Origin of the sequence: Streptomyces lydicamycinicus, from assembly GCF_000829715.2 — a bacterium.
GTDB classification, from domain to species: Bacteria; Actinomycetota; Actinomycetes; order Streptomycetales; family Streptomycetaceae; genus Streptomyces; species Streptomyces lydicamycinicus.
This window is the reverse complement of sequence record NZ_BBNO01000008.1, coordinates 166,828-178,764: the sequence shown is the minus strand read 5'-3', so window position 1 is coordinate 178,764 and position 11,937 is coordinate 166,828. Positions and strand designations below refer to the sequence as shown.

Genomic DNA, 11,937 nt, shown 5'->3' with positions numbered 1-11,937 from the left:
GTGTCGCCGGTTCCGGGGAAGCGGGCGAGCGGGTTTTGTGACCGGTGGGGGCTACGGCGGCCCGGCCGGTGCCGGCGACTGTTGCCCCGGCCACCCCCTCACCGCCCCGCCGCCCCATACCTGATCAGTTCGTCGGCCGGGTCGTTGACCGGTTGAGGGGTGCCGGTGAGGTCCATGACGAAGAGGGGGAGGTGGAGGTCGTCGGCGCGGGTGCGGGCGTCCCGGGCGTAGCCGGCGAGGGAGAAGAAGACGGCTATGGCGGAGTCGTTGAGGCCGTTGAGCCAGACGCATTCGATCTCGCGCAGCTCGGTGGCGCGGGTGGTCGGGTCGACCTGGGCGACCACGCCCGTGCCGCGCAGGTCCACGCCGGAGGCGGTGCGCTCCTGGGTGCGGGCCACATCGGCGTAGCCCAGCCACTTCAGATACTGCTCGGCGGCCGTGACGCAGTCGCGGGCCGTACGGATCGTGACCGGGCGGAACGCGGGCCGCAGGAGGGCGCGCGCGGGGTCGGCGGCCGGTGGTGGGGCCGGCTTCGGCGCGGGCTTCGGCGCGGGCGGGCCGGAGGACGGGAAGTTCGGGGGCGGCAGGGCGGGCGCCGGGGCGACGGGGACCCGGACGACGGTGCCGCAGGCGCAGCCGGACTCCGGGGCCGGCCACTCGTCCTGCCGGCCGCAGACCTCACAGCGCACCTCCACCCAGGAGGCCTGCCAGGTGCGGTGGAGTATCTCGACGGGAATCCCGCCGCGCAGTACGGGCATGGTGAGCGGGGCCCCGCAGGCGCACGGGAAGGTGGGCGGGGTGAAGGCGTTCTCGCGGCGGCACGTGGGGCACCGCACCGGCACGCTGTCGGCCATGGTCGGCTCCTGGCAGGTCGGGCGGCAGACAGTCGGATCTGCTGCTGCCCCCATGGTCTCTCCAAAGTCGGGTGCCGGGGGCCGAATTGCGGCGGTGAGTGCCGAGTGGGGGAGAACGCCGGGGGGCACGGCGCACGGAGGGAGCGCGGCGCGCACGACTCGCCGTGGTGCGACAGGGCCCGGCGTCCGTGACCGTACGGAGGCCGGGCCCTGTGGTGGTTTCCGTCCGGCAGCGCGGGCAATCGGGCGCGACGGGACATCGCACCGCCGGACGGAGTCTGGGGGTGGAGGAGGCGGGCTCCGCGGCGGGGGAGCGGGCTCGCCCTTCCTGTCGGGCGAGCGCTGCCACCGCACTGCGTGCTCCCGTATGCCGCGGAGCTCGCACTCCTTCTCCGTACCGACAGCCACCCCTCAACGGGCCGCCGGTACGGACGCACGAGGAACTGACCTCCCGTCAGTCCTCGCGCAGCTCACGGACCCTGGCCTCGACGCGCTTGCCGTAGTCCGGGTCGGCGGCGTGGAAGTGGGCGAGGCTCTTCTCGATCACATCGTCGCGGCTGACCTGGGAGAGGCCGCCGGCGATGTTGTTCACCAGACGCTTCTTCTCGTCCTCCGACATCAGCCGGTAGAGCTCACCGGCCTGGAAGAAGTCGTCGTCCTTGGTGTGCGCGGGCGCCTCATGGGTGCCGACGTGGCCGGAGACGGCGAGCGGGGCGGAGAGCGGCCGGCCGGTCTGCACCGGGCCGCTGTAGGAGTTGGGCTCGTAGTTCTTGGCGTACCGGTCGTAGCCGTTGGTCGCCATGAGGCCGTCCCGGCCGTAGTTGGCGGCCTCGGTCGCCTTGGGGGCGTTCACCGGCAGCTGGGTGTGGTTGACGCCCAGGCGGTAGCGGTGCGCGTCGGCGTAGGCGAACAGCCGGCCCTGGAGCATCTTGTCCGGGGACGGGCCGATGCCCGGCACGAAGTTGTTCGGGGAGAACGCGGACTGCTCGACCTCGGCGAAGACATTGTCGGGGTTGCGGTCCAGGACCAGGCGGCCCACGCGCTGAAGCGGGTAGTCGCTGTGCGGCCACACCTTCGTCAGGTCGAACGGGTTGAAGCGGTAGTCGGCCGCCTCGGCCGCCGGCATGATCTGCACATACAGCGTCCAGGAGGGGTACACGCCCCGCTCGATGGACTGGAGCAGGTCGGTCTGGTGGCTGTTCGGGTCCGAGCCGGACAGCGCGGCGCCCTGCTCGGCGTCCAGGCAGCGGATGCCCTGGTTGGTCTTGAAGTGGTACTTGACGAAGAAGGCCTCGCCCTCGGCGTTCGTCCACTGGTAGGTGTGCGAGCCGTAGCCGTTCATGTGGCGGTAGGAGGCCGGGATGCCGCGGTCGCCCATCAGCCAGGTGATCTGGTGGGTGGCCTCGGGGGAGTGGGCCCAGAAGTCCCAGACGTTGTCCGGCTCCTGCTTGCCCGTGAAGGGGTCGCGCTTCTGCGAGTGGATGAAGTCGGGGAACTTGATCGGGTCCTTGATGAAGAACACCGGGGTGTTGTTGCCGACGAGGTCGTAGTTGCCCTCCTCGGTGTAGAACTTCAGAGCGAAACCGCGCGGGTCACGGGCCGCGTCCGGGCCGCCGAGACTGTCGGCGACGGTCGAGAAGCGGATGAACGTCTCGGTCCGCTTGCCGACGGTGTCGAGGAAGGCGGCGTGGGTGAAGCCGGTGACGTCGTCGGTCACCTCGAAGTAGCCGTACGCTCCGGAGCCACGGGCGTGCACCACACGCTCCGGGATGCGCTCGCGGTTGAAGCGCGCGAGCTTCTCCAGCAGGTGCTGGTCCTGGAGGACGATCGGGCCGCCGACGCCGGCGGTGGCGGAGTTCTGGTTGTCGGCGACGGGGGCGCCAGCCTCCGTAGTGAGAAAGCGCGCCGTCAGCGAGGGCTTCGACATGGTGACCTTCCGTACGAGAGCGCGGAAGTTGGCTTCCGCATGTCGGAGCGTAAGAAGCGCCCCGACCAAACGTCAACAGTTTGTTGAAACAAACCTGGGGTGTCCAGGGGTGTTCCGGACGGCGGCCACGCCTGGGCGCGACAGGACAAGTGTCGGCGCGGCCGCCGCCCGGAAGCGGAGGGGAAGCGTCAGGGGGGCCCGGACCTCCGAAGGGCCGGGTCGCCGCGTGGGGACGGCTTCCTCATGGGCCGGCGGGCAGGGACCCCGAGACGGGGCCCGCTGCGCCGCCGTGGACTCAGCCTTCGGTGGTGTGTCCGGAGAGGCGTTCGACGCCGCGCAGGAGGGCGGAGTGGTCGAGGCCGCCGTCGCCCTGGGCGCGCAGGGAGGCGACGAGTTGGGCGACGACGCTGCCGACGGGGAGGGCGGCGCCGACCGCGCGGGCGGCGTCGGTGACGATGCCCATGTCCTTGTGGTGGAGGTCGATGCGGAAGCCCGGGCGGAAGTCGCGGGTGGTGAAGTTGTCCTTCTTGCGGGCCAGGACGGTGGAGCCGGCCAGTCCGCCGCCGAGGACGTCGAGGGCGGCGGTGAGGTCGACGCCGGACTTCTCCAGGAAGACGACGGCTTCGGCGCAGGCCTGGATGTTGACGGCGACGATGAGCTGGTTGGCGGCCTTGACGGTCTGGCCGGAGCCGTGCGGGCCGCAGCGCACGATGGTCTTGCCGAGGGCTTCCAGCAGGGGGCGGGCGGCGTCGAAGTCGGCCTGGTCGCCGCCGGCCATGATGGACAGGACCGCTTCGATGGCGCCGGCTTCGCCGCCGGAGACGGGGGCGTCCAGGACCCGGATGCCCTTGTCGGCGGCGGCGTGGGCCAGGTCGATGGAGGTCTGCGGGGTGATCGAGGACATGTCGATCAGCAGGGCCCCGCGGCGGGCGTGGGCCAGGATGCCGTCGGGTCCGTAGGCGATGGCCTCGACCTGGGGGGAGGCGGGGACCATGGTGATGATGACGTCGGCGTCGGCGACCGCCTCGGCGATCGAGCCGGCCACGCTTCCGCCGTTCCTGGCCAGCCGCTCCAGCTTGTCGGCCTCCAGGGTGTAGCCGGTCACCGGGTAACCGGCCTTGATCAGGTTCTCGGCCATGGGCGAGCCCATGATGCCCAGACCGATCCACGCGACCTTGGGAAGATTGCTCATGAGTGTCTCTTTCGAAGCGCTTACGAGGTGTCAGGAGTGCGCCGCGCGCCGGTCGGCCGGGAGCCAGCCGAAGGCCTCGGCGCTGGTGCCGTCGCCGGGCTTGTACTCCAGGCCGACCCAGCCGTCGTAACCGGCCTTGACGAGGCGGTCGAGCAGGCCGGCGAGGTCGAGGTCACCGGTGCCGGGCGCTCCCCGGCCGGGGTTGTCGGCGATCTGCACATGCGCGGTCCGGGCGGTGTAGCGGTCGATGACCTCGTCCAGGTCCTCACCGTTCATCGACAGGTGATAGAGGTCCATCAGGAAACGGGCGTTGTCCAGGCCCGTCGCCGCGTTCACCGCGTCCACGACCTCGATCGCCTTGGGTGCCGAGACGATCGGGCAGTTCGGCGACTCGGGTGCGTTGAGCGCCTCGATCAGCAGCGTCCCGTTCACCTCCGCCACGGCCCGCGCGGCGTAGGTGAGGTTCTCCAGCGCCAGCCGGTCCTGCTCGGCCGCGTCCACCCCCTCGACCCGGTTGCCGTACAGGGCGTTGAACGCCGTGCAGCCCAGCGAGCGGGCGAACTCCACCGCCACCGGCACATTCGCCCGGAACCTCGCCGACTCCTCACCGGGAACGGACAGCGCGCCGCGGTCCGGGCCCGGCAGCTGCCCGGCGTAGAAGTTCAGCCCCACCAGCCGGGTCCCCGCGTCGTTGAGCGCGTCGCGCAGTGCGTCCAGCTCCGCCTGCTCCGGCACCGGGGCGTCCACCCACGGCCACCACAGCTCCACGGCGGTGAAGCCCGCCGCCCGCGCGGCGGCCGGCCGCTCCAGCAGCGGAAGCTCGGTGAACAGGATCGACAGATTGACGTTGAAGCGCGTGTCCGGGAAACCCATAACGGCGGCGCCCTTCCGGATAGTGGAACTGTTTTTCTGCTTAATGGAACAGTGCCTGGCGGGCTCGGAGGCTGTCAAGGGGGCCCCGGGGCAATTTCTGGTGGCCGGGCCGAACCGCGCGTAGGTTGAGCGGCGTGCGATTGAGAGTGGAGTTCACAACGGAGCCGTTCGACCTGGACGAGGCGCCGCCGCATGCGGTGGTGGCGCGGGACGTCGTCACGGGCGCCGAGCTGGACGCCGTGGATGTCGGTCCGTTCGGCAATACGGCCGAGGGCGACGCCGATCAGGTGCTCGGCGCGGTGGCCGCGCTGCTGCGGGAATCCCTGCAAGCGGGTGCCACCCGGGTCTCCCTTCAGGTCAATGTCATCGGTGAGGCCGGGCCGGGCGAGGGGGGCGCGACATGACGGATCCCGCCGACCACCCCTTCGTCCAGGCGGTCAAGCCGCTGGTCGACGCGATGGGTGGCCAGATGGTCGCGCCGGACCTGGCCGAGGGCGACGACGTCGTCCTGACCTGGGAGGGCCAGGACCGGGTGGCCGTACGGCTCCCGCATCTGTCGGACTCGCTCGACCACATCCTCGCCGAGCTTCAGCGCCGGCACGGGGTGCCGCTGGCGGAGCTGGACCGTAAGACCAAGCAGTCGGTCGTGCGGATTCTGGAGTCCCGCGGCGCCTTCTCGGTCCGGCACGGTGTGGAGACGGTCGCCAGTGCGCTCGGGGTGAGTCGCTTCACCGTGTACAACTACCTGAACAGGGAGAATGCCGCGAAGGACGCCGACTGAGGGTGGTCGGTCGCGGCCCCGCCCCGGCCGCCGCAGCCGCCGTCCCGCAGCACCGGACGGCGGCTTTTGTGTCGCCGAGTTTTCAACAAAGTGTTGACGTGTTGTTGCCGGGGGTCTTAGCTGTTTCCAGCCAAGCAGAGCTGTCCAGCACCACCAGGCCACGGAGGCTTCCCGTGTCTTCGAGTTCACCGCGCTCGACGGGGGACACCCCCGTGCCCCCGGCGGGGCTCACCCGGTTCAACACCGCGGACGACGCCACGGCACGCGCCGCACTGCACGAGGTGTGCGCCAGCCGGGCATGGGGCGAGCGGATGCTCGCCCGGCGCCCCTACGCCACCACCGACGCCCTGTTCGCCGCGAACGACGCCGCCATGGCCGACCTGACCGCGGCGGATCTGGCCGAGGCGATGGCCGGGCACCCGCCCATAGGCCGGCCCAAGCCGGGCGACCCGACCTCGCACCGCGAGCAGAGCGGCATGGCGGGCGCCTCCGACGCGCTCAAGGCGGAGCTGCTCGAACTCAACCTGGCCTACCAGGAGAAGTTCGGGCATGTCTTCCTGATCTGCGCCTCCGGCCGGACCGGAGAGCAGATGCGGGACGCGGTCCGTAACCGGATCGACAACACGCCGGAACAGGAACGAGAGATCGTTCGTACGGAACTCGGCAAGATCAACCGCATTCGTCTGACCCGTATCGCGGAGCACGCAGAAGGAGACGCAGTATGAGCAGCGCGACGGCCGCACCGACGTCGGTGTCCACCCACATCCTGGACACCAGCGTGGGCCGCCCCGCGGAGGGCGTCGCCCTCACGCTCTCGGTGCGCTCCGGCAGCGACGGCGCCTGGACCGCCCACGGCGCGTCCACCACCGACGCGGACGGACGCTGCAAGGACCTGCCGGAGCTGCCGGCCGGCACCACCCATGTGCGCCTCGACTTCGCCGTCGAGGAGTACTTCGTTTCACCCAAGCACTGCGCACACCAGCAAGCCGAGGAACAGCAGGACGCCCCCCGCGTAAGGGACAGCGGAGCGTTCTTCCCGGAGGTGGCAATCACCTTTGCCGTCCAGCCGGGCGAGCACTATCACGTACCGCTGCTGCTCAACCCGTTCGGCTACTCCGTATACCGAGGGAGCTAGCACCGACATGACTGCCCATTCCCGCCCGGCCCGCCCGGTGATGCTCGGCCAGAACCAGTACGGCAAAGCGGAAAACCGCGTCGTCAAGATCACCCGCGACGGCGACACGCACCACATCAAGGACCTGAACGTCTCCGTGTCGCTCTCCGGCGACCTGGAAGAGGTCCACCTCTCCGGCTCCAACGCCCACTGCCTGCCGACGGACACGACCAAGAACACCGTGTACGCCTTCGCCAAGGAGTACGGGATCGAGTCGGCCGAGCAGTTCGGCATCCACCTGGCCCGGCACTTCGTCACCAGCCAGGAGCCGATCCACCGGGCCCGCATCCGGATCGAGGAGTACGCCTGGGAGCGGATCGCCACCTCCGACGCCAACTCCCGCTTCATCGGCGCCGACGAGGTCCGGCACTCCTTCGTCCGCAAGGGCCAGGAGACCCGCCTGACCGAGATCACCTACGACGGTGAGCAGTGGCAGGTCATCTCCGGCCTGAAGGACCTCGTGGTGATGAACTCCACCAACTCGGAGTTCTGGGGCTACATCAAGGACAAGTACACGACGCTCAAGGAGGCCTACGACCGCATCCTCGCCACCGAGGTGTCCGGCCGCTGGCGGTTCAACTGGACCGACGACGAGCAGCGGATGCCGAACTGGGAGCGTTCGTACGAGCAGGTCAAGAAGCACATGCTGCAGGCCTTCGCGGAGACCTACAGCCTGTCGCTCCAGCAGACCCTGTACCAAATGGGGTCGCGGGTCATCAATCACCGCTCCGAGATCGACGAGATCCGCTTCTCGCTCCCGAACAAGCATCACTTCCTGGTGGACCTGGAGCCGTTCGGGCTCAAGAACGACACCGCCGAAGGAGCTGTCTACTACGCGGCGGACCGCCCGTACGGCCTGATCGAAGCCACTGTTCTGCGCGACGGTGTCGAGCCCAAGATCCCGGTGGATCTGACGAACCTCTGAGCGGCTCCGACGCAACGCCGTGCCGTGCGTTCCCCTCCCCACCCCACAGCGGGGAGGGGGGCGCACATCCTGAGGGGAACGACCCATGGCACAGCACCCGCACGACCCGCACCACCCCGCGTCCCCGGTCCATCCGGTGGACGAGAAGCCGGCGGCCAGGCGGCTCGTCCCGGCCGCGCTCCAGCACCTCGCGGCCATGTACGCCGGTGTCGTCACCCCTCCGCTCATCATCGGCCAGGCCGTCGGCCTGGACACCGCGGGCCGGACCCGTGCATCGTGATGCTGGTGCTGATGACGGAGTCCTCGGCCGGCATGCCGGCCCTCGGCGAGATCTGCGACCGCCCGGCCACCGCCGCCACCCTCACCCGCGGACTGCGCACCGACGGCCTCGCCACCCTGCTCGGCCCCGTCTTCGGCGGCTTCCCGACCAGCGCCTTCGCCCAGAACGTCGGGGTGGTCTCGCTGACCCGCGTCCGCAGCCGGTATGTCGTCGCGCTGGCCGGTGCCACGCTGCTCGTGCTGGGCGCGTTCCCCGTGCTGGGCGCGGTGGTGTCACTGGTGCCGATGCCGGTGCTCGGCGGCGCGGGTATCGTCCTGTTCGGATCGATCGCGGTCAGCGGTATCCGTACGCTCTCCGAGGCCGGTCTCGACGACAGCTCCCACATCATCCTGGTGGCCGTCTCACTCGGCGCGGGCATCATCCCGCTCGCCGCGCCGGCCTTCTACGCCGACTTCCCCGCCTGGGCACAGACCGTGCTCGGCTCCGGGATCAGCGCCGGAGCCCTGACCGCGGTCGGGCTCAATCTGTTCTTCCACCATCTCGGCACCCGGAGCAGCCCACGGGCAGCGGTCCTGTCAGCCGCCTCGTCCGGCTCCGGCACTCAAATCCCCTAGGGCCATGCCGTGCCCACCGCCAGTACCGAAAGAAGGAACCGCACCATGGCTGCACCGGCATCCCCTGACAGCGCGGTGACGCAGCGCCTCGTCATCGAGAACTGCGCCATCGCGACCGTCGACGCCCACGACACCGAGTACGCCACCGGCTACGTGGTCGTCGCGGACCAGGCCATCGAGTCGCTGGGCGCGGGCAAGGCCCCCGAGGGGCTGGCGAACGTGGTCCGCCGGATCGACGGCACCGGACATCTGGTCACCCCCGGCCTGATCAACACCCATCACCACTTCTACCAGTGGCTCACCCGGGGCCTGGCCACCGACCACAACCTGTTCAACTGGCTGGTCGCGCTCTACCCGACCTGGGCCCGGATCGACGCCCCGATGCTCGCCGCGGCCACCCAGGGCTCGCTCGGCATGATGGTCAAGGGCGGTGTCACCACCGCCTCCGACCACCACTACGTCTTCCCCCGGGGCTCCGGCGACCTCGTCGGCGCGGAGCTCGCCGCGGCCGCGGAGATCGGCGCCCGGATCACCCTGGCCCGCGGCTCCATGGACCGCAGCGAGAAGGACGGCGGGCTGCCCCCGGACTTCGCCGTGGAGACCACCGAGGGCGCCCTGCTGGCGACCGAGGAGGCCATCGACACCCACCACGACGCCTCCTTCGGCTCGATGGTGCAGATCGCCGCCGCGCCCTGTTCGCCGTTCTCCGTCTCCACCGAACTCATGCGGCAGGGCGCCGAGCTGGCCCGCCGCAAGGGCGTACGGATGCACACCCACGGGTCGGAGACCGTGGAGGAGGAGAAGTTCTGCCACGAGCTGTTCGGCATGGGCCCGACCGACTACTTCGAGTCGACCGGCTGGCTCGGTGACGACGTGTGGATGGCGCACTGCGTCCACATGAACGACTCCGACATCGCCGCCTTCGCCCGCACCGGCACCGGCGTCGCGCACTGCCCGTCCTCCAACGCCCGCCTCGCGGCCGGCATCGCCCGCGTCCCCGACCTGCTCGCGGCCGGGGTCCCGGTCGGCCTCGGCGTCGACGGCACCGCCTCCAACGAGTCCGGCGAACTCCACACCGAGCTGCGCAACGCGCTGCTCATCAACCGCCTCGGCGCCCACAAGGAGGCCGCCCTCAACGCCCGCAAGGCGCTGCGGCTGGGCACCTACGGCGGTGCGCAGGTCCTCGGCCGGACCGCCGAGATCGGCTCGCTGGAGGCCGGCAAGCTCGCCGACCTGGTGCTGTGGAAGCTGGACGGCCTCGGCCACTCCTCCATCGCCGACCCGGTCACCGCGCTGGTCTTCGGCGCCGCCGCGCCGGTCACCCTCTCCCTCGTCGGCGGCCGGCCGGTCGTCGAGGACAACCACCTCAGCAACGTCGACGAGGACGCCATCGCCCGCACCGCGCGGGCGGAGGCCCAGCGTCTGGCCCGTATCGCCGCCGAGGGCTGACCCCCACGGCGCGGTCACGCGACCGGCGCACACCCCTGACTCGGCCGGGAGGGACGGCTCCCGGCCGGGCTTGTGGATCCGAGCGGGATCCACAAGCGCCGGACCCCGGAGGTATGGGAACTCCCTTATCTCCGGGGCCGGTTGGCCCGGCCACCCCCGTCCACGCGCCACAAGCGCGCCCGGCCCCACCACGCTCACCAGGCGACTTCCCGCAGTACGCACCACATCGCACGCCCTCCGTGACAGCCTCGCCTCGCCGGCCCCCGGCGACGCAGAAAACGAAGGAGGCCCGCAGTGGCCGCAATGACCGGGCAGCAGTCGGAGGGGGACCGGAAACATCCGGTCGATGAGACCCTCCCGCCCTTCAAGATGTTCACCAGCGGCCTCCAGCATGTGGCCGCGATGTACGCGGGTGTGGTGGCCCCGCCGATGATCGTGGGCCCGGCCTGCGGGCTGAGCGCCACCGAGACCGCCTTCCTGATGGGCGCCAGCCTCTTCACCGCGGGTATCGCCACCCTCCTCCAGACCCTGGGCTTCTGGAAGGTCGGCGCCAAGCTCCCGTTCGTCAACGGGGTCTCGTTCGCCGGTGTCACCCCGATGGTCGCCATCGGCAAGGCCCAGGGCCCCGGCGACGCCCTCCCGGTCATCTTCGGCGCGGTGATCGTCGCCGGGGTGCTGGGATTCCTCGTCGCGCCCTACTTCTCCAAGCTCGTACGGTTCTTCCCGCCCGTGGTCACCGGCACCGTCATCACCCTGATCGGCGTCTCGCTGCTGCCGGTGGCGTTCAACTGGTCCCAGGGCGGCAACGACCGGGCCCCGGACTACGGTTCGCTGACGAACATCGGCATGGCCGCGCTGACCTTCCTGATCGTGCTGGTGCTGCGCCGGGTGCTGCGCGGGTTCCTCCAGCAGATCGCGATCCTGCTCGGGCTGGTCGCCGGCACGCTGATCGCGATACCCGTGGGCATCACCAACTTCTCGGCGATCTCGGAGGCGTCCCTGGTCGGCTTCCCGACGCCGTTCCACTTCGGTGCCCCGCAGTTCGACATCGCCGCGATCGTCAGCATGTGCATCGTGATGCTGGTCTGTATGACCGAGTCGACGGCCGACATGCTCGCCCTCGGCCGGATCGTCGACCGCCCGGCGGACGAGCGCACCATCGAGGGCGGACTGCGCGCCGACACCCTCGGCACCGCGCTCAGCCCGCTGTTCAACGGCTTCGCCAACAGCGCGTTCGCGCAGAACATCGGCCTGGTCGCGATGACCAAGGTGCGCAGCCGCTTCGTCGTCGCGACCGGTGGTCTGATCCTGATCGTGCTGGGGCTGTGCCCGGTGGCCGCCTCGGTCATCTCGCTGGTCCCGCTGCCGGTCCTCGGCGGCGCCGGCATCGTGCTCTTCGGCTCGGTGGCCGCCAGCGGTATCCAGACGCTGGCCTCCGCCGCGATGGAGAAGGGGGACAACGCCCTGATCGTCGCGGCGGCCGTCGGCATCGGCCTGATCCCGATCGCCGCCCCGGACTTCTACCACCACCTCCCCAAGGACCTGCTGGTCGTCCTGGACTCCGGCATCAGCACCGGCTGTCTGGTCGCCATCGTCCTCAACCTCGCCTTCAACCACTTCGGCCGGAAGACGGCGGACGGTAACGCCGCGGACGGGCACACGGCGGACGATCCGGCCGCGGCGGGGCACGGTAACCCGGAGCCCGCATCGCCGCCCGCCGCCGTCCCCACGGACGGAGCCGGGGAGCCCGCGGCGGCGCCCGCCCACTGACACCGGGCGGCCCGACGGCCCGTGGGGGAGCGGTATCCGGCGCTTCCCCACGGGCCGTCGGGCGCGGTGCGGGCGGCGGTCCGGGCGCGGCCCGGGAG

12 protein-coding genes and 1 pseudogene are annotated in these 11,937 nt (G+C 70.7%); 9 read left to right on the top strand and 4 right to left on the bottom strand.

Going from position 1 to position 11,937, the window contains the following annotated elements:
* Positions 1 to 98: 98 nt before the first annotated feature.
* The 4 genes from TU31_RS27130 to TU31_RS27115 form a co-directional block, all read right to left on the bottom strand.
* Positions 99 to 854 carry a hypothetical protein gene (locus TU31_RS27130; protein ID WP_042159166.1) on the bottom strand — a complete coding sequence of 252 codons (756 nt, stop codon included), beginning with the start codon at positions 852 to 854 and terminating at the stop codon, positions 99 to 101.
* Between the two features lie 454 nt (positions 855 to 1,308).
* Complete coding sequence (locus tag TU31_RS27125; RefSeq protein WP_042159978.1) at positions 1,309 to 2,766, bottom strand: catalase; 1,458 nt, start codon at positions 2,764 to 2,766, stop codon at positions 1,309 to 1,311.
* Positions 2,767 to 3,076: 310 nt separating this feature from the next.
* Positions 3,077 to 3,973, bottom strand: coding sequence for a 2-hydroxy-3-oxopropionate reductase (locus TU31_RS27120; protein ID WP_042158237.1), 897 nt, complete (start codon positions 3,971 to 3,973; stop codon positions 3,077 to 3,079).
* Positions 3,974 to 4,003: 30 nt separating this feature from the next.
* Positions 4,004 to 4,846 (bottom strand): TIM barrel protein, encoded by an 843-nt coding sequence (locus tag TU31_RS27115; RefSeq protein ID WP_042159164.1) that lies wholly within the window; start codon positions 4,844 to 4,846, stop codon positions 4,004 to 4,006.
* A gap of 134 nt (positions 4,847 to 4,980) precedes the next feature.
* On the opposite strand from TU31_RS27115, the gene TU31_RS27110 reads away from it, so the two are divergent.
* The 9 genes and pseudogenes from TU31_RS27110 (at position 4,981) to TU31_RS27075 (ending at position 11,839) form a co-directional block, all read left to right on the top strand.
* Positions 4,981 to 5,250: a YkoF family thiamine-binding protein gene (locus TU31_RS27110; protein WP_078886007.1), complete on the top strand. Its 270-nt coding sequence runs from the start codon at positions 4,981 to 4,983 to the stop codon at positions 5,248 to 5,250.
* Positions 5,247 to 5,627 (top strand): helix-turn-helix domain-containing protein, encoded by a 381-nt coding sequence (locus TU31_RS27105; RefSeq protein ID WP_042159160.1) that lies wholly within the window; start codon positions 5,247 to 5,249, stop codon positions 5,625 to 5,627. The genes TU31_RS27110 and TU31_RS27105 overlap by 4 nt, the downstream gene beginning before the upstream one ends.
* Before the next feature lie 212 nt (positions 5,628 to 5,839).
* On the top strand, positions 5,840 to 6,352 hold the full coding sequence (gene uraD / locus TU31_RS27100; RefSeq protein WP_042159158.1) for a 2-oxo-4-hydroxy-4-carboxy-5-ureidoimidazoline decarboxylase: 513 nt from the start codon (positions 5,840 to 5,842) through the stop codon (positions 6,350 to 6,352).
* Positions 6,349 to 6,762 carry a hydroxyisourate hydrolase gene (gene uraH, locus TU31_RS27095; RefSeq protein ID WP_042159156.1) on the top strand — a complete coding sequence of 138 codons (414 nt, stop codon included), beginning with the start codon at positions 6,349 to 6,351 and terminating at the stop codon, positions 6,760 to 6,762. Before uraD ends, uraH begins: the two co-directional genes overlap by 4 nt.
* 7 nt (positions 6,763 to 6,769) lie before the next feature.
* Positions 6,770 to 7,726: a factor-independent urate hydroxylase gene (gene pucL / locus TU31_RS27090; protein WP_042159155.1), complete on the top strand. Its 957-nt coding sequence runs from the start codon at positions 6,770 to 6,772 to the stop codon at positions 7,724 to 7,726.
* An 85-nt stretch (positions 7,727 to 7,811) separates the two neighbouring features.
* Positions 7,812 to 8,006: a hypothetical protein gene (locus TU31_RS40670; protein ID WP_370682773.1), complete on the top strand. Its 195-nt coding sequence runs from the start codon at positions 7,812 to 7,814 to the stop codon at positions 8,004 to 8,006.
* Positions 7,997 to 8,620, top strand: a pseudogene (locus tag TU31_RS27085) (solute carrier family 23 protein); the annotation flags it as partial. The gene TU31_RS40670 and the pseudogene TU31_RS27085, both read left to right, overlap by 10 nt.
* A gap of 45 nt (positions 8,621 to 8,665) precedes the next feature.
* Positions 8,666 to 10,069, top strand: a complete 1,404-nt coding sequence (locus TU31_RS27080) for an 8-oxoguanine deaminase (protein ID WP_042159153.1) — start codon at positions 8,666 to 8,668, stop codon at positions 10,067 to 10,069.
* A 303-nt stretch (positions 10,070 to 10,372) separates the two neighbouring features.
* Complete coding sequence (locus TU31_RS27075; protein ID WP_042159151.1) at positions 10,373 to 11,839, top strand: nucleobase:cation symporter-2 family protein; 1,467 nt, start codon at positions 10,373 to 10,375, stop codon at positions 11,837 to 11,839.
* The last annotated feature ends 98 nt before the right edge of the window (positions 11,840 to 11,937 follow it).